Source organism: Bacteroides ndongoniae, from assembly GCF_900108345.1.
Taxonomy (GTDB): Bacteria; Bacteroidota; Bacteroidia; order Bacteroidales; family Bacteroidaceae; genus Bacteroides; species Bacteroides ndongoniae.
The window spans coordinates 2,064,060-2,087,595 of the sequence record NZ_FNVV01000014.1; the positions used below are offsets into that span (position 1 = coordinate 2,064,060).

The following is a 23,536-nucleotide window of genomic DNA, read 5'->3' on the forward strand; positions in this document are numbered from 1 at the left end:
ACCGCTGCACCGGCGCATGCGTCAAGCCGGAGCTGCCCATAGATATTATGGTGCGACGGCCGCCTTCGCAGGCGGCGGCAGCACAAAACGAAAACAAATAAAAAACAACCCGATATGAAGAAAAGACATTCCATCCATGTCCTTCTTGCCGCAGCCGCGCTGCTCCTTGCCATGGCTGCCTGCACGAAGGACGAACTGGCGGACGGCGACCGTCTGCCCGAAGGACAATACCCCCTTGAGATAGCCCGCATCACCCTCGGCACCGAGGGCGGCGAGGCGCAGCCCTGGGGCACACCGCAGACACGCGTCAGCGAGACCGTGGACGGCACGGGCAGCGTGTTCGACACGGGCGACCTGTTCGCCGTACAGATAGACGGCAAAGACGAGACTGGCATCTACACCGTGCAGGACGACCACACCGTCAAAGCCGAAACACCCCTGTACTGGAGCGACACCGGCGACCACACCGTCACCGCCTGGTACCCCGCCACGGGCGGCACCCTCGACCTCGGCGACCAAAGCCAAAGTCTTGCCTACCTGCTGTACGGCTCGGGCACGGGCAACTACCAGACACCCGTCATGCTGACCATTGCCCACCAACTGGCCAAGGTGCGCGTCACGCCCACAGCCGCGGCACTCGGCGAGGTAACCTCCCTTCAGCTCTATACCTATACACAGTGTACTTATGAAAAGGGCAAGGCCGGACAAGGCTCGCAAGAGGGCTGGATAGAGATGAAGAAGTGCGAATACACCGAAAACGGCAACGTCATCAACTGCTGGGAGGCGAACGTGGTGCCCGGCTACACAATAACCAAGCTGCGGGCGAACGGCACCGAGGAGCGCGAACTCTCCTCCGGCATCACTCCCGTGGCAGGCAAGTTCTACAACATCACGCTGGACTATGACCCGGGCTATACCACCACGACCGACGACCAGGGACAGACCATCTACAACACGGACAACGGGAAGGGTCTGAAGAACCTCGCCAAGCTGGTGAACGAAGAGGGGAAGACCGACATCGACATCACCCTGACCGGCGACATCACCCTGACCGGGGAGTGGACGCCGATAGGGACTGAAAGCCAACCATACACCGGCACCTTCGACGGCGGCGGCAAATATACCATCACGGGGCTGAAGATTGACCAATCGGGAACGGACTATGTAGGACTGATTGGCCGTCTCGGCAGCGGAGGCAAGGTGCAGGACGTAACGCTGACAGAAGTGAACGTAACAGGTGGCACGCACGTCGGCGGCATTGCGGGACAGAACGACGGCACTGTAGAGAATTGCTCGGTCAATGGCACGGTGACAGGTAGAGGGTTCAACGATACCGGCGGCATCGTGGGAACGAATTATGGCACCATCTCCGGCTGCTCGGCGGAAGGGACTGTGACGGGTAGTGTCAATGTCGGCGGAATAGCCGGAGGCAGCTATCTCGGGGTAACCATCGTGGGCTGCTACTCCTCCGCCGCAGTCGAAGGCTACTCCACCGTCGGCGGCGTGGTGGGCAACCTAGGAAACAATAGCTCCCTCATGGCCAGCTACTCCACGGGCAACGTGACCGTCACATCGACTACCGGCTATGCCGGCGGTGTGGTGGGAGTTAATGCCCAAGGTACCGTAACCGCCTGCTACCATGCCACGGGAACTGTCAGCGGACAAGGCAATGTCGGCGGCATTGTGGGTATGAACAATAGTGGCCAAAACACCGCCTGCTACTGGAGCAGCAACCCTGCTAATGGTATTGGCAAAATGGATAGCGGCACCAACGGCACCATCAAGGTGGACGGTACAAATGTTAAATGGGAAGATACCATTGATTCCATGAACGCCGCCCTGCAGAATGCAGGTTCAGAGTGGCGTTACGAACTCACTGGAGAATTGCCTACCTTGAAAAAATAGTAAACCATCGGGCGGGAAAAGTTCCGCCCGCAACGGGAGGCCACCTCCCGCGCATCGGGAGGTCACCTCCCACATATCGGGAAGCCACCTCCTGCACATCGGAAGGCCGCCTCCCGCACGCCGGACACTCCGGCACACACGCACAGCAAAAAGAAAAGCCAAGGACGGAGGCTTGTTCCGCCCGCAATATAAACCTGAAAAAACGAAATGCTATGGCTATCAAGTACAGACTCTATCAAGACAACCGAGAGAAATCGCCCCAGAAGGGCAAGTGGTATGCAAAGGCCGTGCCCGACGAAGTGGTGGACACCGACCAGCTGGCCGAACTCATCCAGCGCAACAGCTCGATGAAGCGCTCCGACGTGCTGGCCGTGCTGACCGAACTGTCCGAAGTGCTGCGCGACCAGCTGCTGGCGGGCAACCGCGTGAAAATCAACGGCCTGGGCTCGTTCAAGGTGGGCTTCAGCTCCAAACCTGCCGACACGCGCGCCGAGTGGGTGCCCACGACGCACGTCACCTCCACCCGCATCAACTTCCAGCCCGAAACCATGGACACCTACTCGGGCGGCAAACGCACCCGATCCGCCGCAGCCCTGCAGGGCATCGAGTTCACCGAACTGCGTGGCTACGACGACGGCAAGGAAGGCGGCACCTCGACCGGCGGCGGAACGACGGAACCGGGAGGAGGGGAGGACCCGCTGGGATAAGGATTTAATGGATAATGGAGAATGGAGAATGGAGAATGGAGAATGGAGAATGGAGAATGAGGAATGGGGAAAATGAAGAATGGAGAATGAAGAATGGGGTATCTCGGCTCCCCTCCTTCGGGAAGGAGGGGTGCCCAACGGGCGGGGTGGTAGGTTTTACGGATTACTGAATATCAACACTTTCAGATACCATCCGACGCATCCCTCCCTGCCTTCCTTCTACAGAAATCACTCGTCCGAGAAGTGCACCAGCACCTGACGGTACGAATTGAATATCTTCGACTTCGACACAAAACCCAGATACTTCCCGTCGGCATCGACCACGGGAAGGTTCCATGCCTGTGTGTCGTCAAAAGTCTGCATCACCTGCTCCATGCTGTCGGTATCGAGCAGGCGTGCCGGAGCCGAAGTCATGAACTTGCCCACCGTGAAGCGGTGATAAAGCTCCTGTCGGAACATGATGTTGCGAATGTCGTCCAGCTGGACGATGCCCAGCAACTTGCCTTCCTGGTCGGTGACGGGGAAGACGTTGCGCCTCGACTGGGAAATGGCCCGCACCATTTCGCCCAAATCCATGTCGGGACGAACCGCGATGAAGTCCTTCTCCACCACGTTCTCCACCTTCATCAGCGTCAGCACGGCCTTGTCCTTGTGATGGGTCAGCAGCTCGCCTTTCTTGGCCAGACGCATGGAATAGATGCTGTGGGGCTCGAAGACGATAATCGTCAGATAGGAACTGACGGAAACAATCATCAGAGGCAGGAACAGGTCGTAACCGCCCGTCAGCTCGGCAATGAGGAAGACACCCGTCAGCGGGGCATGCATCACGCCACTCATCACGCCCGCCATGCCCATCAGGGCAAAGTTCTTTTCGGGCAGGTAGGCCGTCACGTCGAACTCGTTGCTGAAGTGCGAGAACACGAAACCGGCAATGCAGCCCAGATAGAGCGAAGGCGCAAAGATACCGCCACAACCGCCGCCCCCGTTGGTGGCACTCGAAGCGAACACCTTGAACAGGATAATCAGCATCAGGTAGATGAGCAGCAGGTGGCTGTGCCCGTAAAAGAGGGAGTTGTTCATCACCGTGTCCCACTCGGCATTGCTGGTGCCGTTGAGCAGCAGTTCGATGGTGTCGTAGCCTTCGCCGTAGAGCGGAGGGAAGAGGAAGATAAGGATGCTGAGCATGGCACCGCCCACCATCAGTTTCTTGTATGGCTTCTGCAGTTTGGCAAAGACGCCTTCGACCGAATTCATGGCACGGGTGAAGTAGAGCGAAACCAGTCCGCAGAAGATGCCCAGCATGATGACGTAGGGAATGCGCCCCAACTCGAAAGGCTGGTCCAGGTGGAACTTGAACATGGCTTCCTGCCCGGTCACCACGTAGGAGACCGTTGCCGCCGTCACCGCCGATATCAGCAGGGGCAGCAGCGACGACATGGTGAGGTCGATCATCAGCACCTCCAGCGTGAACACCAGTCCCGCTATGGGCGCCTTGAAGATGCCCGCCACGGCACCCGCCGCACCACAGCCCACGAGGAGCATCAGCGTGCGGTGCTCCATCTTGAAGACGGAACCCAGGTCGGACCCGATGGCCGACCCCGTCAGCACGATAGGCGCCTCGGCTCCGACCGAACCACCGAACCCGATGGTGATGGAGCTGGCGATGATGGACGACCACGTATTGTGCCGCTTGATGCGCCCCTGCCGCCGCGAGATGGCATACAGAATCTTGGTGACTCCGTGGCTGATGTCGTCCTTCACCACATAGCGCACAAACAGTCCGGCCAGGAAGATACCCACTACCGGATAGACCAGATACAGGTAGTTGGCCTCGGTCGTATCGAAGTTCTCCGTCAGGAAGTTCTGTATCCAGTGTATCAGCATCTTCAGTATCAGTGCCGCGAAAGCCGTGAAGATGCCCACCAGGAAGCTCAGGATGAGGATGAACTGTTTCTCCTTCAGGTTCTTCTCGCGCCAGATGATGAAGCGCTGCAATCTGCTTTTATGTTCTTTTGCCATTGCTCTATTCCCGGATTATTTTTATCAGTCCGCCCTTGTCGAGCTTGATGATGCTGGAAGGTTTGGGGTGTCCGGTCTCTTCCTGGCGGAAACCCACGATATAGTCGACAGCCGACTTGATTTCCTCGCTGATTTCGCTGAAGTTGGCGGGCGAGGGCTGTCCGCTGATGTTGGCCGACGTCGAAACAATGGCCTTGCGGAACTGCTGGCAAAGGCGTTTGGAGAACGCTTCGCTGGTGACGCGGATGCCTACGCTGCCGTCGGCGGCAAGCAGGTTGGGCGCCAGGTTGCGCGCTCCGGAGTAGATGATGGTGAGCGGCTTGTCGGCCAGTTCGATGAGGTCCCATGCCACTTCGGGCACGTCCTGCACGTAGAAGTCCACCTTCACGGCCGAGTCGACCAGCACCAGCATGGCCTTGCTGTCGGCACGTTGCTTGATTTCGTACACGCGGCGCACGGCTTCTTCGTTGGTAGCGTCGCACCCGATTCCCCAGATGGTGTCTGTGGGATACAATATCACCCCGCCCCGGCTCATCACCTCGCAGGCTTTTTTGATGTCTTCTGTCATTTCTTGCTGTATAATTTCATTGATTAAACACGCAAAAATAGTATTTTTGCAGCGATAACTAACAACGTTTCGAAGAAAACAATGGAAGAAATTCACTTTAACCACACACTGCCTATACAACTACGCTTTAACGACGTTGACAAGTTCGGACACGTCAACAACACCGTCTATTTCTCGTTCTACGATTTGGGCAAGACGGAATACTTCGCTTCGGTGTGTCCGCATGTCGACTGGGAGAAGGACGGCATTGTCGTCGTCCACATCGAAGCCGACTTCCTCTCGCAAATCTACGGTTCCGACCACATTGCCGTGCAGACTGCCGTCACCGAAATCGGTACCAAAAGCTTCCGCCTGGCGCAGCGGGTCATCGACACGCTGACGAACGAAACCAAATGCGTCTGCACCTCGGTGATGGTGGCGTTCGACCTCACCAGACACGAATCCAAGCCCTTAGAGCAGGACTGGATAGAAGCCATCTGCCGCTACGAGGGCAAAGACCTGAGGAGAAAGAAGTAACCTTCCACGCACGTATGCCATGACTTACCTGCAACCCTACCTCTCGCCCTTGGGGCCGATGACGATGGCTGGCGACGGCTGTTGCCTGACCGGCCTGTGGTTTGACGGGCAGAAGTACTTTCCCGACCTGACAGCCGACGCATACGAATGGCGCGACCTGCCCCTGTTCGACGACGTCCGCCTGTGGCTGGCCGACTACTTCCGCGGCTGCCGCCCCTGTAATAACCCACCCCTGCAACTCGCAGGAAGCCCCTTCCGCCAGCAGATATGGAAACTGCTGCAGGAAATCCCCTACGGACAGACGGTGACCTACCGGGACATCGCCCGCCAACTGGCCCGGCTGCAAAACAGCGACAGGGCTGTGGCTGCACAGGCCGTCGGAGGCGCTGTGGGTCACAACCCTGTCAGTATCATTGTTCCCTGCCACCGCGTCGTCGGACGCGACGGAAGCCTGACCGGCTATGCCGGAGGCCTCGACCGCAAAGCGGCACTGTTACTTCTGGAGGGGATTGAACTTCACCAGAATGCGGAACACCTTTCCCGGAGCAGCTGCCCAGTCGGCCATGGCGGCAGCGGCCTCTTCGGGCTCGGCGATGCGGCTGATTAACTTGTCAATCGGGCAGACACCCGTCTGCAAATAATTGATTACGGCACGGAAGTCGGCCGGAAGGGCATTGCGCGAACCGCGTATGTCAAGCTCCTTCTGCACAAACAGTTTCGTCTGGAACTCTACCGGACTCTTGGCATAGCCGATGCACACCACGCGACCCGTGAAGCCTACTTCATCCACCGCCATCACGTAGGTGACCGGACTGCCTACGGCTTCAATCACCACGTCGGCACCCAGTCCGTCGGTCAGCTGCAGCATGCGTTCGTGCACGTTCTCCGTCTTCGAGTTGATGACGTACGTGGCTCCTACCTTGCGGGCCAGCTCCAGCTTCTCGTCGTCCAGGTCGACGGCAATGACGGTAGCGCCGCGCAGCGAAGCACGGACAATGGCACCCATACCAATCATACCGCAACCGATGACCATCACCCGTTCGTTATCGACCACCTGACCGCGCGAAACGGCATGGAAACCGACACTCATCGGCTCGATGAGCGCACAGTCGCGCGACGACATCGACGGAGCGGGAATCACTTTCTGCCAAGGCATGACGGCATATTCGCACATCACGCCGTTGCGCTGCACGCCCAGCGTTTCGTTGTGCTCGCAGGCGTTGACACGGCCGTTGCGGCACGAAGCACACTTTCCGCAGTTGGTATAGGGGTTCAGTGTCACGCTCATGCCTTTGGCAAACAGGCCTTCGGGTACGCCCTCGCCTATTTCCTCGACCACAGCTCCTACTTCGTGACCGGGCACTACGGGCAGCTTCACCATCGGGTTGCGACCCAGATACGTGTTCAGGTCCGAACCGCAAAAGCCTACATATTCTATCTTTACCAAAATTTGTCCGGGAGCCACTACAGGCTTCTCCATCTCGATGACCCTCATTTCAGAAGGGCCGGTAATTTGTACTGCTTTCATCTTATCAGTTAGTTTATTCTAGTTTCATTATCAATGTTCCATTCTTTATTCTCCGCCACCGGAGTCCTGCCTTCCGGACCGCACTTTCCGGCCTTTTGAGCGACACAAGTGTGGCTCGTGAGCAATGCAAGTGTGGCTCGCGAGCCGTACAAGTGTCTCTCGCGAGCCGTGCAAGTGTCCTGCAAAAGGCGTGCAGGTGTCCTTCAGAAGCCGTGTAGCCGCGTATCAGTCCACTACCTTGTAACCCTTCCAGCCATAGTAGGCGCAGAAGGCAAAGCAGATGAGCGGAATGATATAGGCAGCGTAGTACAACTGTTCGTTGACGTGCATCAGGTAGGCCGTCAGCTGCGGCAGGCAGGCATTGCCCACGATGGCCATCACAAGGAAAGCCGAGCCGCTCTTGGTCTGGTCACCCAGTCCCTTAAGGGCCAGCGAGAACTGTGTGGGGTACATGATGGACATGAAGAACGAGATGCCCAGCATGGCATACAGCCCCACCATGCCTCCGAAGCCGATCACCACTCCGCACAACACCACGTTGAGCAAGGCATACCCCAGCAGCATATCCTGAGGACGGAACTTCACCATCAGTCCCGTACCGATCCAGCGGCCCAGCAGGAAAGCCAGCATATAGAGTCCGAAGTACGTGGTGGCCTCATCCTCGGGCAGCCCCACATACGTACAGCAATACACCAGGAAAAGGCTGTTGATGGCCGTCTGTCCGCCGTTGTAGAAGAACTGGGCGATGACACCCCAGCGCAGGTGCGAGCGACGCATCACGCCGAAGTCAATCAGCTTTGAGCCGGCTGCCGCCTTGTGCTCCTCGTCGCCAATCTTGGGCAACTTCGAGAAGACGAACACGACAGCTATGACAATCAGCAACATGGCCAGTACCAGGTAAGGCATCTTCATGGCATCGGTCTCCGTCTGAATATAGGCCTCCCAGCCACCGGCATAGTCGGCAGGAAGCGTTTCGCGGGTGTAGTGCGTGCCACTCAGGATGAGCTTGCTCAGGAACATGGCCGAAATGAACGCTCCCAGTCCGTTGAACGACTGGGCCAGATTCAGCCGCCGGGGAGCCGTAGCCGGGTCGCCCAAGGCGGTAACGTACGGATTGGCCGCCGTCTCCAGGAAACACATGCCCGTAGCGATGATGAAGAAGATGCACAGGTAAGCCCAGTACTCCTTCAGCATGGCGGCCGGAAAGAACAGCAGTCCGCCAAACGCCGCCAGCAACAGGCCGAAGACGATGCCCGCCTTGTAGCTGTATCGCTTCATGAACATGGCGATGGGGATGGGGAAAATGAAATAGGCCAGCCAGTAGGCCGTCTCGGTGAACGAGGCCTCAAACGTATTCAGTTCGCACGTCTTCATCAGCTGTCGTATCATGGTGGGCAGCAGGTTGCTGCTGATGGCCCACAGGAAGAACAGCGTAAAGACGAGCATCAAGGGGACAGCGTAATTCTGTTTCTTCATAACCGGTCCCTCCTTATTCTGACATGTTCTTGATGTAAGGCAGTTCGGGCAACGTACCGAAGCCGTAGAAGCTGCGGGCATTCTCGCCCAGGAAGAGCCGTTTCTCGTCGTCGGTCAGCTCGGCCGACTTGCTCACGAAGTCGTACGACATGCGGTAGGTGATGGCCGTAATGGTGCGCGGATAGTCCGAGCCCCACATCAGCTTGTCCATGCCCACCAGATCGGCTGCCTCGCGGATAGCGCGTACGGCGCCGCGGAAGGGATAGAACTCGTCGTTGAACAGCCACGTGATGCCGCCCGACTCGATGCGGACGTTCGGATGACGGGCCAGTTTCACCTGTTCGGTCCAGCCCGGCATGGTCACCATGGCAAAGTGGCCGATAGCCACCTTCAGCTGCGGGCATTCCTGTATCACCTCTTCCAGCTCGGGCACTTGTGTGGCGCCGTCGGCCATGTCGATGGACAAAAGCACCTGCTTCTGCTCCATCAGGTGGAACATGCGCATCATCTCGTCGCTGTTCAGCCATACGCGGCCTTCCTTCAGCAAGAGACGCTGGGCGGGAATCTTGATGCCGCGGAATCCCTGCTCTATCAATTGCTCGGCCTGCTCGTAGAAGCCCGGCTTGCGGAACTCGCACAGACCGCACACGAAGAAGCGGTCGGGATAGCGGGCAGCCACGTCGGCCAAGTATTCGTTCTGTATGCCGTCGATAAACTCCTGTGTGATGACTGCTGCCGACACCTGGGCATAGTCCATGTTCGACAGGAAGACTTCGGCCGAGTTGCGACCGTCAATCATAAAGGGCGGAAGCATCTGCCGTACCTCGCCCATGAAGAGCGAACGGCCGTTCTCCAGCGTGCGGATGGGCAGACCGTCCACCACTGTGTCCTGACGCAGCCACAAGTGGGCATGCGCATCGATAATCGGATATTCCATGGCTCACGGTTTTAAGAGTTCGCCCAGCTGACACGCTGCTGGTCTCCGATGATTTCGCGTACTTTCTTCACCAGTTCCCAGTCGATGGGGTCTTCGATGAAGGCCACGTTCTTGCGTACATTCTGCGGGTTGGCCGTGCTGAAGAGGGTCGTGGCAATGCGCGGATTGCTGACAGAGTATTGCATGGCCAGTTTCTCGATGGGGTAGTCGACCGATTTACAGTATTCCATCGCCTTGCGGCAGGCCTCAACCAGCGGCTGTGGAGCCGGGTGCCAGACGGGCACACCACGTTCGGTCAGCAAGCCCATCGACAGGGGTGATGCGTTGATGACACCTATTCCCTTCGACTCGAAGTAATCCAGGAAGTCTAGCAGTTTGTCGTCGTTCAGGCAGTGGTGGCAGAAGTTCAGAATGCTTTCTACCGTACCCGGTTCAGAGTGGTCGATGACCCACTTCAGATTCTCCAGTTGCAGGTCGGTGATGCCCACGTGCCCTACAACACCTTTCTCCCGCAGTTCCACCAGTGCAGGCAGGGTTTCGTTCACCACCTGATTGAGGTCGGCAAACTCGATGTCGTGCACATTAATCAGGTCGATGTAGTCGATATTCAGGCGTTCCATACTTTCGTAGACACTTTCTGTGGCGCGTTTGCCAGAGTAGTCCCACGTGTTGACGCCGTCTTTGCCGTAGCGTCCTACTTTGGTGGACAGGTAGTACTTGTCGCGGGGAATGTCTTTCAGTGCCTTGCCCAGCACAGTTTCGGCCTTGTAGTGTCCGTAGTAGGGTGACACGTCGATGAAGTTCATGCCCAGTTCGATGGCTGTAAACACGGCTTCGATGCCTTCTTTTTCTTTAATGTCATGGAATACTCCGCCCAGCGACGAAGCTCCGAAACTCAGGGAAGATACTTTCATTCCCGTCTTACCGATTTCATGGTATTGCATAATCTTGTGTTTTTAAATGTTGATTTCTATACAGGCAAAGATAGGGGCAATCCGTTCCCCTTCCCTCACATAAGTCCGTAAAAAGGCACGTAACGGTTTACGTAAAAAGAATTGTCTGTTTCGCTGGCTTTTCAGCCGAAAAGTGTTTTCTTTGCAACTGAAAAGAATCCCAACAACGCACCGATGGCAAACCCGAAACATATCTCCCTGAAAGACCTGGCACGCGAGCTCGGCGTGTCGGTGCCTACCGTGTCGAGGGCGCTGAAGGACAGCCCCGAGATAAGTGCCGACCTGCGCGCCCGCGCCAAACAACTGGCACAGGAGCTGAACTACCGTCCCAATCCGTTCGCTATCAGCCTGCGCAAAAATGCTCCGCGCATCATCGGAGTCATTGTGCCGGACATTGTCACCCATTTCTTTTCCTCCATCCTGAGCGGCATCGAGGATATGGCCATTGCCAACGGGTACTTTGTCATCATCACGACCTCGCACGAGTCGTACGAGCACGAAAAGAAGAACATCGAGAATCTGGTCAACATGCGTGTCGAAGGTATCATCGCCTGCCTGTCGCAGGAGACGACCGACTTCGGCCACTGGGCAGCACTGGCCGACATCAACATGCCTGTCATCTTGTTCGACCGCGTATGCCTGACTGACATGTTCTCTACCGTCGTGGCCGACGGCGAACACTCTGCCCAGATGGCTACGCAGCACCTGCTGGACAACGGAAGCAAACGGGTGGCCTTCATCGGCGGTGCCAACCATCTGGACATCGTACGGCGAAGGAAACACGGCTACCTGGAAGCCTTGCGCGAGAACCGCATCCCCATACAGAAAGAGCTGGTGGTATGCCGCAAAATAGATTACGAAGAGGGGAAAATTGCTACTGAATCGTTGCTGTCACTGCCCCAGCCTCCCGACGCCATATTGGCCATGAACGACACGCTTGCCTTTGCCGCTATGGAAGTCATCAAGAGTCACGGGCTACGCATCCCGCAGGATGTAGCCATCATCGGCTATACCGACGAACAGCACGCCAACTATGTAGAGCCCAAGTTGTCGGCCGTCTCACATCAGACCTACCGCATGGGCGAAACCGCCTGCCGCCTGCTGATAGACCGCATCAAGGGGGACAAAACCGTCAGACAGGTGGTAGTGCCCACCCGTCTGGAGATAAGAGAAAGCAGCATCAAGTAATGGGTTGCCGCTGTGCGGCGCTCCTTTCCCCGATGCTGCCGTTTTCCGAAATTATCAATCGTACAGATAGAACATCCGTTCCATCAGTTTCCACTTTTGTGAAGAAGTACTGCCGGGGGCACACTCCTGGAATCGGGCCACACAGTCTTCCCACTCCGCCTGACGAGGAAGATGCGCCAAACGCTCCATGGCCGAGTCCCAGTCGAAATCGAGCGGAGTCTCGACTATCATGAACAGCTGGCTTCCCGAAATATAAATCTCCATCTCCAGGATTCCTACCGAACGGATGCCTTCCAAAATCTCGGGCCAGGCATTCTCCCGACTGTGGATTTCCCGGTATTCGGCTATCAGCTCCGGATTGTTCTTCAAACTTAGCGTCTGACAATAACGCTTCACAGGCACAGCATGTTGTCTCGTTTTATAACCTTGATTGGGTTGCATAAAAAATAATTTTAATTGATTATTTAAAATAACGGAAACGGAAGTAACAAAAAAAGAATTGCTCCTGCATCACAAGCATTCTCCCTGCCCGATACCCGGCCAATAAAAAGACGTACATCGGTGCATGTAGAACTGAAAACAGAAGAACATTCCCATTTTTTACTCCAGCCAATGGCTGGCAACAACACCTCACTGTGTTCTTCCTGATTCCGCGACATTCGGGTTATGATGAATGTAAAGTTAGGTCTTTCCTTTTGGATATACAAATCTGCAACAAACTATTTGAACCGGAACAAGTACCCCCTTGTTCTTTCCCTTGCCGGCATGCTCTATGCAGACTTCCCAACTGTAGCATGCAGGCATCGGACAAACAGGATATCACGAGTAAGAAAGAAATAAACCGAAGTCATTCTTGTTTAACAAGAAGAATGACTTCAGCTATTTATATTCTGACGCACGTTTTCATTATTTCCTGATTCTGAACACCGGCGCAATCTCGTTCAGCCGCTTGGCGGGGAGCTCGATTTCCAGGCCGGCGGAGGTGCGGGTGAACTTCACTTTACCGTAGCCCAGCAGTTCGACTTTCTTTATCTCGTCGGGGTAGAGTTCGTTGCCGGCAGAGAGGGATTTCACAGTGACTTTACCATTCTCGGGCCATGCCAGAACGGTGACATATAGGTATTTTTTGGTTTGTGTAAAGCGGATCTCCTGCGCTGTGGCCTGTCCGTAAGATCCTTCGTTGAAGCCCTGGGCATTGATTTTGATGTCGGCACTAGCAATGGGGCCTTCGCCGAATACTTTCCAGGGACGGGTGTCGTAAATGGCTTCCTTGTTGATATTCATCCAGTCGCCAAACTCGTTGAGGATGGCTTCTTCTTTCTCGTCGAACGTACCGTCGGCGCGCAAGGGGACACTCAGCAGCAGATTGCCGTTCTTGCTGACTACGTCCATCAGCAGTTTCACTACGTTGGCAGCAGACTTGTAGCCGTTGTTCTCGTAGATAGAGGTATTGTAGTGCCAGCCACCGATGCAGGTACAGGTCTGCCACGGCTCGGCGACGATTTCATTGGGCGCGCCGCGTTCCACGTCCCATACCAGAGCTTTGCGTTGGTTCTCGTCGAGTATCTTGCCGAACATAACGGCTTCCAGCTTACCCTTGTGGGTGGCCATGCTGTGGTTGTAGAAGTGGGCGGCTATTTTCAGTCCGGCGTCGCTGATGGGATAGAACGGGGCTACCGTCACATCGAAGTACAGCATGTCGGGATTGTAGCGGTTGATGACGTCGAGTGTACGGTTGTAGAAGTTTGTGACGTACTTCTGTGTGGGGATGCAGACTCCGTTTCCCCAGGCCCACTGGCTGTGAATCATGCCGTTATCCCAGCTGTTCTTGCTCAAGGGATGGTTCTGGGCGTAGAGGTCCTGCGGGTCGTAACCTTCCCACCACTTGCCTTTGCCATCTTCCTTGGTCAGCTTGCCGTCGTAGGGAATGCCTTTCTTGGGGCCCTTCGTGTCGTGACGCTGCGAGGGTTCGTACCAGCTCCAGGCGTGGTCGGCATGCAGGCTGACGCCGAAATAGAGGCCATGCTTGCGAGCTGCCTTGGCCCAACCTTCGAGGATGTCCTGCTTCGGACCCATGTTCACCGAGTTCCAAGGCTGATACTGGCTGTCCCACAAGTCGAAGTTGTCGTGATGGTTACCCAGGGCGAAAAAGTATTGAGCACCTATCTTCTTATAGAATCCGACCAGCTTGTCGGGATCCCACTTTTCGGCCTTGAACAGGGGAATGATATCCTTGAAGCCTACCTCGGACGGGTGACCGTAGTTCTTCACGTGGTAATTATACTCGTTGGAGCCTTCCATATAGAGGCTGCGCGCCATCCAGTCGCCGGAGCCTTCGACGCATTGCGGTCCCCAGTGCGCCCAGATGCCGAACTTGACATTGCGGAACCATTCGGGTACCTGATAGTTTTCCAGCGACTGCCACGTGGGCTCAAATTTGCCGGTCATCATCGGCTCGTCCTGCTCGGACACGGGTACTTGATAATTCTGTGCCGAAGCAACGCTGGCTGAAAATAGTAATGAGAATAGCAGAATCTTGTTCTTCATAAGTAGTGTTCTGTTTTGGGTTAATTGAATCGGGTTATAATTTGACAGCACAAAAATACACAATAAGGTCAGAACTATGATAGAACATTTTCGACCATATATAGCACAAAACCGACAATCTTAGCAGTTTTTATCCGAATCGATAGAACAAAAGCGACAAAAGCTTGCACTATTCCGATATTTTCTTTGATAGTTACAACAGAAAAACTACCTTTACCCCAGATTTTCAAACACAACAAATACCATGAAAACATCTATCGACCAACTACATCCGCTGGTTCTCAACGTCGGCCTGGCCATACACAATGCCGACTGGAACTGGAAGAATGTCAACAGCCCTTTCATGCGGCTGTACTACGTCACCGACGGGCAAGCGCAAATCGAGCTTCCTACGGGTACCTACCTGCTGAAGCCCAACCACATGTATTGCATCCCGGCCTTCACGAGTCACAGCTACATCTGCAACTCCTACTTCTGCCACTACTACTTACATATATATGAAGAGCACCGGCAGGAAAGCTGCTTCTTCGATGAATGGGACATGCCTGTGGAAATTCCGGGTACCGAACTCGACCTGTACCTCTTCAAACGACTCTGCACCATCAATCCGCACATGAGTCTGCCGAAGTCCGACCCGACGTCGTACGACAACAACCCCACACTGCTGCAAAACGTGATGAAGAACAAGCAACGCGCCCTCTGCGACAAAATAGAGTCGCGAGGCATCGTCTACCAGCTGTTGTCGCACTTCGTCAAGCGCGCGCAGGAGAAGATAAAGAGCAAGGACGAGCGGGTGCGCACGGCCATCACCTACATCCACAACCACCTGTACGAGATGATCGACCTCGACGCACTAGCCGATGACTCCTGCCTGTCGAAGGACCACTTCAGCCGCCTCTTCAAGCACGAGACGGGCGTCAGTCCCTTACAGTACATCAACCAGAAGAAGATTGAAAAGGCGCAGCTGATGCTCGTCACCAGCAACATGCCGGTGAAAAATATCGCCTCGTCGCTGGCGTTCGACAATTATTCGTACTTCAACCGCCTGTTCAAGAAGATGACGGGCGTCACCCCGCAGGAGTACCGCAGTTCGTACCACTGATGTCAAAGTGACACTTTGCATTTTCCGGCGGTCGAGAATCGTGTTTTTCGGACCGCCGGCAAGGCTGGTGCCGATTTTCGAAGCGCGTAGTATTCATCCTCCTGGCATACAGCGCGATAGCAAAATCCGGACATTTCAGCCAGCGAACAGACAGCCGGAAAGCAGCACAAAAGCACCGTTTTTCAGCATCGGAAGCAGCGTTTTCCTCCGAAAACGGGGCACGCTCCCGAGCCGCGCAAGTGTGGAAGGCGAGCCGTGCAAGTGTCGCTCGCGAGCCGTACAGGCCATCCGCACGAGCCGTGCAAGCGTTCAAGAGTCCGAAAGTGCATATTTTCCGCATACAACACTTGTATTCGCGCATGTTTATGCAGGTTTTCAGCCTCAACGGCTTCTATTTCGAAAGATTTGCACGAAGGCCGTGTCAGCAAACAAAGCCAATATCGAACATTTTGAAAGCCAAACGGTTTTAAGCGTGACACGGCGGTTTCCGCATCAGCCTATCGTGAAGAGCCAGCGGTCGGGCGTGCTACGTTCTTCGTCGAAGGCAAAGCCCTCCCACTCGAAAGCACGCAGTCCGTCGGGCGAATCGATGCGGTTCTTCAGCAGGTAGCGCGTCATCTCGCCGCGGCACATTTTGGCGTAGACTACGACTGTCTTCAACCGTCCGTCCTTCCACACCTGGAAGTCGGGCGTCACGACCAGTACTTCGGATTCGACACGCTTCCAGTCGAAGAGATCCTTCATCTCGCTGCTCGCCAGGTTGACCAGTACCCCACCCTGCCGGCGGATGTCGTCGATGAAGACGTCAGTCAGCAGCGGTTTCCAGTAGTCGAACATCGTGATGCCACCGTTCGCCGCCAGACGCACATCGCCCTCCAGGCGGTAAGGCCGGATGCCGTCGAGCGGGCGCAGCAGTCCATAGAGGAACGAAGTGATACGCAGGTGTTCCTGCGCAAAGAGGAAGTCATCGGTTGTGAAGTCGGCAGGAGCGATGCGCTTGAACACCACGCCCGTATAGGCACCGATGGCAGGCATCGGGCGGTTGTCTTCGGAGCAGAAGTCGTGGTAGCGCAAGCGGTTTTCGGCAGCAATCTTCGCATTGACACGCAGCAAGCCCTCCAGCTCGGCAGCCGGATATTGCGACAGTTCGAGCGCCGTGTGCAGCGCCTCGCCGGCAAAGCGGGGTTCGGACACGGCAGGCACGTTCAGCGCACAGCGTGCAGCCATGGTTTTGGCACAGGATATGAATGTAAGCATACGGTAAAAGTTTTTAAGTTTCGGTAAAGCCGGAACGTTAACAAAAGTATCGGTTCGATGCATAGACAAATCGGGCGGCAACCCCAAACCTACATGGTATTGCCGCCCGACGTCAACATACGTTCAACTTATTTTTCAGCAGGTGCCCATTTGCAGCGAACCGGAGAAACGATTGCACCCTCTTCTTTCAGCTGCTTCATCGCCTTGTCCACTTCCTTGCGGTCAAGTCCGCTCAGTTCTGCTATTTTACCTGCATTCAGAGGAGTTCCGGCCTCTTTCATTGTTGCCAACACTTGTTCTTTTACGTCCATAATTCCAATTTTAATAGTTATTGTTTCTTATTTCCAATGTAATGTCCATATAAGTCCGTTTCCCCTCGATATAGTCGGCATAAAGCGTTTCCGCATCTTTCCCTTTCAGAACATGGCATTTGCCGCATAATTCGCAATTGTGCAGACACTTCCACGCATCGGCAACGAAGGCTCTGCGCTCTTCTCGGGTCGAGTGTGCTATATCCGGAGGTGTCATGGGCTATATCATACATTCATTGTTTTGCAAATATAACGAAAGGTCTGCGCACAAGCAAACAAAAAACACATTTTCGGCTACGAACCCTCGCTGTCCGAATGCCCCGTCTGCCCATTTCTGCTCCTTACGGAAAGATTTCGTGGCCTTTTTCATCCTTGTTTCAAGACTTTTTGCTACCTTTACAACTTGTTGGGGAAATGGGCTCTTTTCGCCCCCCGACACCCGAGACTGGAAAAAGAAAAAACAATATATAAAATGACTCACAAATGGAATTATTTACCCATCACACCCGAACAGGCAGAGACAAGCCAGACACTGGCCCGGGAACTGGGCATTAACCCCATACTGGGACGACTGCTCGTGGAAAGGGGAATAACGACGGCTGCCGCCGCACGGAAATTCTTCCGCCCACAACTGCCCGAACTCTACGACCCCTTCCTGATGAAAGACATGGACGTGGCCGTAGCGCGCCTGAACAAGGCAATGGGAAAGAAAGAAAGGATACTGATTTACGGAGACTACGACGTAGACGGCACCACAGCCGTGGCACTGGTCTACAAGTTTATTCAACAGTTCTACTCGAACATCGACTATTACATCCCCGACCGCTACAACGAAGGTTACGGGGTGTCCTACAAAGGAGTGGACTACGCCGTGGAGACGGGCGTCAAACTCATCATCGTGCTCGACTGCGGCATCAAGGCTGTGGACGAGATAGCCTATGCCCGCGAGAAAGGCATCGACTTCATCATCTGCGACCATCACGTGCCCGATGACGTGCTACCACCTGCTGTAGCCATACTCAACGCCAAACGCTTCGACAACACCTACCCCTACGAGCACCTCTCGGGCTGCGGCGTAGGATTCAAGTTCATGCAGGCGTTTGCCATCAGCAACGGCATCGAGTTCCACCACCTCATCCCCCTGCTCGACCTTGTGGCCGTCAGCATCGCTTCGGACATCGTCCCTATCATGGGCGAGAACCGCATACTGGCCTTCCACGGCCTGAAGCAGCTGAACAGCAACCCTAGCGTCGGGCTAAAGGCCATCATCGACGTGTGCGGACTGGCCGACAAGGAAATCACCGTCAGCGACATCGTCTTCAAGATAGGCCCTCGCATCAACGCGTCGGGACGCATACAGAACGGTAAGGAAGCCGTCGACCTGCTCACCGAGAAAGACTTTTCCGCTGCCCTCGAAAAAGCCGGACAAATCAACCAATACAACGAGACCCGCAAGGACCTCGACAAGAACATGACCGAAGAGGCCAACGCCATCGTCTCCGGACTCGACGGACTGGCCGATCGCCACTCCATCGTCCTCTACAACGAAGCCTGGCACAAGGGAGTCATCGGCATCGTGGCTTCGCGCCTCACCGAAATCTACTTCCGCCCCGCCGTAGTGTTGACACGCACCAACGACCTGGCCACCGGTTCGGCACGCTCCGTATCGGGTTTCGACGTCTACAAAGCCATCGAATACTGCCGCGACCTGCTCGAAAACTTTGGCGGGCACACCTATGCAGCCGGCCTCTCGATGAAGGTAGAGAATGTTCCCCTCTTCACCCGGCGGTTCGAAGAGTTTGTGGCGCAGAACATCCGTCCCGAACAGATGAGCTCCATCATCGATATCGACGCCGAAATCGACTTCAAGGACATCACGCCCCGCTTCTTCAACGACCTGAAGAAGTTCAACCCCTTCGGTCCCGAGAATACCAAGCCCATATTCTGTACGCACAACGTCTACGACTATGGCACCAGCAAGGTAGTGGGACGCGACCAGGAGCACATCAAGCTGGAACTGGTGGACAACAAGTCGAACAACGTGATGAACGGCATTGCCTTCGGACAGAGCTCGCACGTGCGCTACATCAAGACCAAGCGCTCGTTCGACATCTGCTACACCATCGAGGAGAACACCCACAAGCGTGGCGAAGTACAGCTTCAGATCGAAGACATCAAGCCCAACTGAGCCCTTGTGAAACCATTTATAACCCATAGTCCGGCAACCGTATGCTATCGCCCGTCTACTACCAGATATTGAAACAGTACTGGGGATACGACTCCTTCCGCGGCATACAGGAAGACATCATCCGCAGCATCAGCGAGGGCAACGACACGCTGGGGCTGATGCCTACCGGCGGCGGCAAGTCCATCACCTTCCAAGTGCCTGCCCTGGCACAGGAAGGGCTGTGTCTTGTCGTCACCCCCTTGATAGCCCTGATGAAAGACCAGGTGCAGAACCTGCGCAAACGGGGCATCAAGGCACTTGCCATCTACTCGGGTATGGACCGGCAGGCCATTGTCACCGCCCTCGAAAACTGCATTTTCGGCAACTACAAGTTCCTCTACATCTCGCCCGAACGGCTCGGCACCGACATCTTCCGCACCAAACTGCGCAAGATGCACATCAGCATGATCACCGTCGACGAAAGCCACTGCATCTCGCAATGGGGCTACGACTTCCGTCCCGCCTACCTGAAGATAGCCGAAGTGCGCGACCTGCTACCCGGCGTCCCCGTGCTGGCACTCACCGCTACCGCCACCCCCGAAGTGGTAAAGGACATACAGGCACGCCTCCATTTCCGCCGCGAAAACGTTTTCCGCATGAGTTTCGAACGCGAGAATCTGGCCTACATCGTCCGCCACACCGAGAACAAGACCGCCGAACTGCTGCACATCCTGCGCCGCATGGAGGGTAGCGCCATCGTCTACGTGCGCAACCGCCGCCGCACCCGCGAGACCGCCGAACTACTAAACAACGAACATATCACCGCCGACTTCTATCACGCCGGACTGGACGACGCCGCCAAAGACATCCGCCAACACCGCTGGCAGACGGGCGAAAGCCGTGTCATGGTAGCCACCAACGCCTTCGGCATGGGCATCGACAAGCCTGACGTACGTCTGGTCATCCACCTCGACCTGCCCGACTCCGTCGAAGCCTACTTTCAGGAAGCCGGTCGTGCCGGACGCGACGGACAGAAAGCCTATGCCGTCATCCTCTACGCCCGGTCCGACAAAGCCGCGCTGCGCAAACGCGTGCCCGATACCTTCCCCGAGAAAGACTACATCAAGGACGTTTACGAACACTTGCAATACTACTACCAGATGGCGATGGGCGACGGGCAGGACTGTGTGCGCGAGTTCGACATCGAGGACTTCTGCCGCAAGTTCAAGTACTTCCCCGTGCCCGTGGACAGCGCCTTGAAGATACTGACCCAGGCCGGCTACCTGGAGTACACCGACGAACAGGACAACGCCTCGCGCCTGCTTTTCACCGTACGACGCGACGAACTGTACAAACTCCGCGGGCTGGGCGACGAGACCGACCGCCTGATACAGATTATCCTTCGCTCGTATACAGGTCTGTTCACCGACTACGCCTTCATCAGCGAAGATTCGCTGGCCACGCGCACCGGCCTCACCCGCCGACAAGTGTACGAAGCGCTGATACGTCTGGCGCAACTTCACATCGTCAGCTACATCCCGCAGAAAAAGATACCTTATATAATATATACGCGCGAGCGGATGGACATCAGCCAGATTCATATTCCCCCCTCCGTCTATGAAGAACGGAAACGCCGCTACGAGGACCGCATCGAGTACATGCTGGAGTATGTCGAGAACGACCTGATATGCCGCAGCCGCATGCTGCTCTACTACTTCGGCGAAAAGAACGAGCACAACTGCGGACAGTGCGACACGTGCATCAGACTCCGCCACAAGAAAGGCTCTTTCGACGATGCGCCCGATCAGCTGCACCAGTCCATCCTGCAACTGCTTGCCGAAGGTCCGTTACCTCCGTCGGCCATTACCGAAAGACTCAACATCAGTCGCGAAGATGCTACCGAAGCCCTGCAACAGTTGTTGGACGAGCAGCGTATCTTTGCCGTCAACGGTATGCTACAGCTACAACCCGGAACTACCGGAAAAGCCACCATCTGCCAATAGCTTTCCGGCCCTCCGCAAGCCTACTTACGACGCAAGCCTGCGAATCGGATGCAGAAACCTGACAATAAATTTTTATTTGCACCCGATTTGCACTATTTTTGTTTCACGAAAGAAACTGCCGCTCCTCCTTCAGCAAAGTTCCGAAGGCAGACAGCTGCAGGTTCCTGAGACGAAAGTGCCAGATCAAGAGGGCGTTTTCAAACATTGTAACACTTAAAAGCAAAGATAACCATGGGATTCTTCAAATCTTTTTTCTCCGGCAAGCCCGAAAACCCGGAAGCGGAAAAACAAAAAAACGACCAGAAAAACTTTGAGATATTCAAGTACGACGGAATGCGTGCCCAGCGCATGGGACGCACCGACTATGCCATCAAATGCTTTACCGAAGCCCTGAAGCTGCAGGACGACTTCGAAACCATGAGCTACCTGGCACAGGTCTACATCCAGACCAACCAGCTGGAAGAAGCACGCCGTCTGCTGGAAACCATGATCCAGCACGAAGCCAATCATACAGCCACCTACCTCACACTGGCCAACGTGTGCTACATGCTGGAAGACTATCCTGCCATGGCCGAAGCCGCACAGAAAGCCATCTCCATCGAAGAAGGCAACGCCATGGCTCACTATCTGCTGGGCAAGGCCAACAACGGACAGGGAGACGACCTGATGTGCATCGCCCACCTGACCAAAGCCATCGTACTGAAAGACGACTTCACCGAAGCCCGCCTGATGCGTGCCGAAGCCTTGACCAAAATGCACCAATACAAAGAGGCCATGGAAGACATCGAAGCCATCCTGACACAGAACGATGAGGACGAAAGTGCCCTCCTGTTGCGTGGCAAAATAAAAGAAGCCAACGGCGACGCTGACGGTGCCGAAGCCGACTATACCCACGTCACCGAACTGAATCCTTTCAACGAACAGGGGTTCCTCTACCTGGGCCAACTGTACATCGGACAAAAGAAACTGACTGAAGCCATTGCCCTCTTCGACGAGGCCATCGACCTGAACCCCAACTTCGTGCAGGCCTATCACGAACGCGGCCGTGCCAAGCTGCTGAACGGCGACAAAGAAGGTGCCACCGAGGACATGAAAAAGGAACTCGAACTGAACCCCAAGGAAAGCGAAGCCTTCAACGGCCAGTACAATAACCAGCCCGGAGGTCGGCAGACGGACATATTGGGGCTGTAAGACCTGATTTTTTTCCCCAGTTAGCAAAAAATTTTTTCCTAACTGGGGAAATATTTTTCTCCAACTGGGAAAAAATATGCGCCCTACTGAGCCAACAGAATGAAGGTAAAGAAGAAACAAAGGGCATAAGCCCATTATCATAAAACTAACAGAAAAAAACGATGAGTAAAGAAAAGAACAACATTGCTATATTGGGAGCAGGAGGAATAGCTACCAAAATGGCTGCTACCTTGCAACAGATGAAGGATGTCAACTGTTACGCCGTTGCCGCACGCGACCTCCAACGCGCCCAGGCCTTTGCCAAAGAATGGGGCTTCAAACACGCCTACGGCTCGTACGAAGAAATGGTTGCCAACCCGGAAATCGACCTTGTATACGTAGCTACGCCGCATTCGCATCATTATGAACATGCCCGGCTCTGTATCCTGCACGGCAAAGCGGTTCTGTGCGAGAAAGCCTTTACTGCCAATGCCCGCGAAGCAGAAAGTCTGCTGCAACTGGCCAAAGAGCAACAGGTGTACATTGCCGAAGCCATCTGGACACGCTACATGCCTTTCTCGACCACTATACGCGAGCTGGCTCACAGCGGCATCATCGGCGAACCGGACATGCTTACAGCCAGCCTGGGCTATCCCGTCGCCAACAAGGAGCGCATAGCCAAACCCGAGCTGTGCGGAGGTGCCCTGCTCGACCTCGGTGTCTATCCCATCAACTTTGCACGCATGGTTTTCGATACCGACATCGCAGACATACAGTCGCACTGCGTGAAGAACGAATATGGCGTAGATATCCAGGAAAGCATTTCTTTCCGCTATGCCGACGGCAAAATGGCAGCTCTACAAGCTACGGTGAGCTGCGCCAACAACCGCCAGGGCATCATCTCGGGCGATAAAGGATACATCATAGTAGACAACATCAACAACCCACACCAGGCAGCCATCTACAATGCAGACCACCAACTGGTGAAGATCTACGATTGCCCGCCCCAAATCAGCGGTTATGAGTACGAAGTACAGGCCTGCATCGATGACCTGCGCAAAGGAAAGCTGGAACCTACAGCCATGCCTCATGCCGAAACACTGGCCATCATGCGCCTGCTCGACCAGCTGCGGGCCGAATGGGGAGTTGTCTATCCGGCCGACCATGGTGCTACAATTTAAA

The 23,536-nt window shown here is 55.3% G+C and carries 21 protein-coding genes; 10 read left to right on the forward strand and 11 right to left on the reverse strand.

Annotated elements, in window-relative coordinates:
• Positions 1-114: 114 nt before the first annotated feature.
• Positions 115-1,905: a GLUG motif-containing protein gene (locus BQ5591_RS19155; RefSeq protein ID WP_071150547.1), complete on the forward strand. Its 1,791-nt coding sequence runs from the start codon at positions 115-117 to the stop codon at positions 1,903-1,905.
• A gap of 212 nt (positions 1,906-2,117) precedes the next feature.
• Positions 2,118-2,612, forward strand: coding sequence for an HU family DNA-binding protein (locus tag BQ5591_RS19160; RefSeq protein ID WP_071150548.1), 495 nt, complete (start codon positions 2,118-2,120; stop codon positions 2,610-2,612).
• A gap of 228 nt (positions 2,613-2,840) precedes the next feature.
• On the opposite strand, the gene BQ5591_RS19165 is transcribed toward BQ5591_RS19160, so the two are convergent.
• Positions 2,841-4,631, reverse strand: a complete 1,791-nt coding sequence (locus BQ5591_RS19165) for a chloride channel protein (protein ID WP_071150549.1) — start codon at positions 4,629-4,631, stop codon at positions 2,841-2,843.
• A 4-nt stretch (positions 4,632-4,635) separates the two neighbouring features.
• A complete protein-coding gene (locus BQ5591_RS19170; protein WP_022161945.1) occupies positions 4,636-5,199 on the reverse strand; it encodes an L-threonylcarbamoyladenylate synthase in 564 nt (187 codons plus the stop codon).
• Positions 5,200-5,280: 81 nt separating this feature from the next.
• On the opposite strand from BQ5591_RS19170, the gene BQ5591_RS19175 reads away from it, so the two are divergent.
• Together BQ5591_RS19175 and BQ5591_RS20995 are read left to right on the forward strand one after the other, a co-directional pair.
• The gene (locus BQ5591_RS19175; RefSeq protein WP_071150550.1) at positions 5,281-5,715 is read left to right on the forward strand and encodes an acyl-CoA thioesterase; all 435 of its coding nucleotides are present in this window, start codon (positions 5,281-5,283) and stop codon (positions 5,713-5,715) included.
• 19 nt (positions 5,716-5,734) lie between these two features.
• Positions 5,735-6,322, forward strand: coding sequence for a methylated-DNA--[protein]-cysteine S-methyltransferase (locus BQ5591_RS20995; protein ID WP_083381040.1), 588 nt, complete (start codon positions 5,735-5,737; stop codon positions 6,320-6,322).
• Here BQ5591_RS20995 and BQ5591_RS19180 read toward each other — a convergent pair.
• The 4 genes from BQ5591_RS19180 to BQ5591_RS19195 form a co-directional block, all read right to left on the reverse strand.
• Entirely contained in the window at positions 6,209-7,243 is a 1,035-nt protein-coding gene (locus BQ5591_RS19180; protein ID WP_071150551.1) for a zinc-binding alcohol dehydrogenase family protein, read from the reverse strand. The genes BQ5591_RS20995 and BQ5591_RS19180 overlap by 114 nt on opposite strands.
• A 225-nt stretch (positions 7,244-7,468) precedes the next feature.
• Entirely contained in the window at positions 7,469-8,719 is a 1,251-nt protein-coding gene (fucP, locus tag BQ5591_RS19185; protein ID WP_071150552.1) for an L-fucose:H+ symporter permease, read from the reverse strand.
• 13 nt (positions 8,720-8,732) lie between these two features.
• Complete coding sequence (locus BQ5591_RS19190) at positions 8,733-9,656, reverse strand: amidohydrolase family protein (RefSeq protein ID WP_071150553.1); 924 nt, start codon at positions 9,654-9,656, stop codon at positions 8,733-8,735.
• Between the two features lie 11 nt (positions 9,657-9,667).
• Entirely contained in the window at positions 9,668-10,600 is a 933-nt protein-coding gene (locus BQ5591_RS19195) for an aldo/keto reductase (protein WP_071150554.1), read from the reverse strand.
• A gap of 183 nt (positions 10,601-10,783) precedes the next feature.
• Here BQ5591_RS19195 and BQ5591_RS19200 point away from each other — a divergent pair, with 183 nt between their 5' ends.
• A complete protein-coding gene (locus BQ5591_RS19200; RefSeq protein WP_071150841.1) occupies positions 10,784-11,797 on the forward strand; it encodes a LacI family DNA-binding transcriptional regulator in 1,014 nt (337 codons plus the stop codon).
• Positions 11,798-11,851: 54 nt separating this feature from the next.
• On the opposite strand, the gene BQ5591_RS19205 is transcribed toward BQ5591_RS19200, so the two are convergent.
• Positions 11,852-12,238 carry an L-rhamnose mutarotase gene (locus BQ5591_RS19205; protein ID WP_071150555.1) on the reverse strand — a complete coding sequence of 129 codons (387 nt, stop codon included), beginning with the start codon at positions 12,236-12,238 and terminating at the stop codon, positions 11,852-11,854.
• A 465-nt stretch (positions 12,239-12,703) separates the two neighbouring features.
• Positions 12,704-14,344 carry an alpha-L-fucosidase gene (locus BQ5591_RS19210; protein WP_022162234.1) on the reverse strand — a complete coding sequence of 547 codons (1,641 nt, stop codon included), beginning with the start codon at positions 14,342-14,344 and terminating at the stop codon, positions 12,704-12,706.
• A 244-nt stretch (positions 14,345-14,588) separates the two neighbouring features.
• On the opposite strand from BQ5591_RS19210, the gene BQ5591_RS19215 reads away from it, so the two are divergent.
• Positions 14,589-15,446, forward strand: a complete 858-nt coding sequence (locus BQ5591_RS19215) for a helix-turn-helix domain-containing protein (protein WP_022162235.1) — start codon at positions 14,589-14,591, stop codon at positions 15,444-15,446.
• A gap of 492 nt (positions 15,447-15,938) precedes the next feature.
• On the opposite strand, the gene yaaA is transcribed toward BQ5591_RS19215, so the two are convergent.
• The 3 genes from yaaA to BQ5591_RS19230 all read right to left on the reverse strand — a co-directional run bounded on the left by yaaA (position 15,939) and on the right by BQ5591_RS19230 (position 17,231).
• Positions 15,939-16,703 (reverse strand): peroxide stress protein YaaA, encoded by a 765-nt coding sequence (yaaA, locus tag BQ5591_RS19220; RefSeq protein ID WP_071150556.1) that lies wholly within the window; start codon positions 16,701-16,703, stop codon positions 15,939-15,941.
• A gap of 128 nt (positions 16,704-16,831) precedes the next feature.
• Positions 16,832-17,014, reverse strand: coding sequence for a hypothetical protein (locus BQ5591_RS19225; RefSeq protein WP_022162237.1), 183 nt, complete (start codon positions 17,012-17,014; stop codon positions 16,832-16,834).
• A gap of 10 nt (positions 17,015-17,024) precedes the next feature.
• A complete protein-coding gene (locus BQ5591_RS19230; protein WP_071150557.1) occupies positions 17,025-17,231 on the reverse strand; it encodes a hypothetical protein in 207 nt (68 codons plus the stop codon).
• A 255-nt stretch (positions 17,232-17,486) separates the two neighbouring features.
• Between BQ5591_RS19230 and recJ the strand changes: the two genes are divergently transcribed.
• From recJ to BQ5591_RS19250, 4 genes are all read left to right on the forward strand, one after another.
• Positions 17,487-19,202, forward strand: a complete 1,716-nt coding sequence (gene recJ / locus BQ5591_RS19235) for a single-stranded-DNA-specific exonuclease RecJ (protein ID WP_071150558.1) — start codon at positions 17,487-17,489, stop codon at positions 19,200-19,202.
• A gap of 41 nt (positions 19,203-19,243) precedes the next feature.
• Positions 19,244-21,184 carry a RecQ family ATP-dependent DNA helicase gene (locus BQ5591_RS19240; protein ID WP_071150559.1) on the forward strand — a complete coding sequence of 647 codons (1,941 nt, stop codon included), beginning with the start codon at positions 19,244-19,246 and terminating at the stop codon, positions 21,182-21,184.
• A 231-nt stretch (positions 21,185-21,415) separates the two neighbouring features.
• The gene (locus BQ5591_RS19245; RefSeq protein ID WP_071150560.1) at positions 21,416-22,375 is read left to right on the forward strand and encodes a tetratricopeptide repeat protein; all 960 of its coding nucleotides are present in this window, start codon (positions 21,416-21,418) and stop codon (positions 22,373-22,375) included.
• Between the two features lie 161 nt (positions 22,376-22,536).
• The gene (locus BQ5591_RS19250; RefSeq protein ID WP_071150561.1) at positions 22,537-23,535 is read left to right on the forward strand and encodes a Gfo/Idh/MocA family protein; all 999 of its coding nucleotides are present in this window, start codon (positions 22,537-22,539) and stop codon (positions 23,533-23,535) included.
• Position 23,536: the final 1 nt, after the last annotated feature.

Excerpts from the sequence above, each read along its gene's own strand:
- BQ5591_RS19155 (WP_071150547.1), top strand. The coding sequence starts at position 115 with ATGAAGAAAAGACATTCCATCCATGTCCTTCTTGCCGCAGCCGCGCTG.
- BQ5591_RS19160 (WP_071150548.1), top strand. The coding sequence starts at position 2,118 with ATGGCTATCAAGTACAGACTCTATCAAGACAACCGAGAGAAATCGCCC.
- BQ5591_RS19165 (WP_071150549.1), bottom strand. The coding sequence starts at position 4,631 with ATGGCAAAAGAACATAAAAGCAGATTGCAGCGCTTCATCATCTGGCGC.
- BQ5591_RS19170 (WP_022161945.1), bottom strand. The coding sequence starts at position 5,199 with ATGACAGAAGACATCAAAAAAGCCTGCGAGGTGATGAGCCGGGGCGGG.
- BQ5591_RS19175 (WP_071150550.1), top strand. The coding sequence starts at position 5,281 with ATGGAAGAAATTCACTTTAACCACACACTGCCTATACAACTACGCTTT.
- BQ5591_RS20995 (WP_083381040.1), top strand. The coding sequence starts at position 5,735 with ATGACTTACCTGCAACCCTACCTCTCGCCCTTGGGGCCGATGACGATG.
- BQ5591_RS19180 (WP_071150551.1), bottom strand. The coding sequence starts at position 7,243 with ATGAAAGCAGTACAAATTACCGGCCCTTCTGAAATGAGGGTCATCGAG.
- fucP (WP_071150552.1), bottom strand. The coding sequence starts at position 8,719 with ATGAAGAAACAGAATTACGCTGTCCCCTTGATGCTCGTCTTTACGCTG.
- BQ5591_RS19190 (WP_071150553.1), bottom strand. The coding sequence starts at position 9,656 with ATGGAATATCCGATTATCGATGCGCATGCCCACTTGTGGCTGCGTCAG.
- BQ5591_RS19195 (WP_071150554.1), bottom strand. The coding sequence starts at position 10,600 with ATGCAATACCATGAAATCGGTAAGACGGGAATGAAAGTATCTTCCCTG.
- BQ5591_RS19200 (WP_071150841.1), top strand. The coding sequence starts at position 10,784 with ATGGCAAACCCGAAACATATCTCCCTGAAAGACCTGGCACGCGAGCTC.
- BQ5591_RS19205 (WP_071150555.1), bottom strand. The coding sequence starts at position 12,238 with ATGCAACCCAATCAAGGTTATAAAACGAGACAACATGCTGTGCCTGTG.
- BQ5591_RS19210 (WP_022162234.1), bottom strand. The coding sequence starts at position 14,344 with ATGAAGAACAAGATTCTGCTATTCTCATTACTATTTTCAGCCAGCGTT.
- BQ5591_RS19215 (WP_022162235.1), top strand. The coding sequence starts at position 14,589 with ATGAAAACATCTATCGACCAACTACATCCGCTGGTTCTCAACGTCGGC.
- yaaA (WP_071150556.1), bottom strand. The coding sequence starts at position 16,703 with ATGCTTACATTCATATCCTGTGCCAAAACCATGGCTGCACGCTGTGCG.
- BQ5591_RS19225 (WP_022162237.1), bottom strand. The coding sequence starts at position 17,014 with ATGGACGTAAAAGAACAAGTGTTGGCAACAATGAAAGAGGCCGGAACT.
- BQ5591_RS19230 (WP_071150557.1), bottom strand. The coding sequence starts at position 17,231 with ATGACACCTCCGGATATAGCACACTCGACCCGAGAAGAGCGCAGAGCC.
- recJ (WP_071150558.1), top strand. The coding sequence starts at position 17,487 with ATGACTCACAAATGGAATTATTTACCCATCACACCCGAACAGGCAGAG.
- BQ5591_RS19240 (WP_071150559.1), top strand. The coding sequence starts at position 19,244 with ATGCTATCGCCCGTCTACTACCAGATATTGAAACAGTACTGGGGATAC.
- BQ5591_RS19245 (WP_071150560.1), top strand. The coding sequence starts at position 21,416 with ATGGGATTCTTCAAATCTTTTTTCTCCGGCAAGCCCGAAAACCCGGAA.
- BQ5591_RS19250 (WP_071150561.1), top strand. The coding sequence starts at position 22,537 with ATGAGTAAAGAAAAGAACAACATTGCTATATTGGGAGCAGGAGGAATA.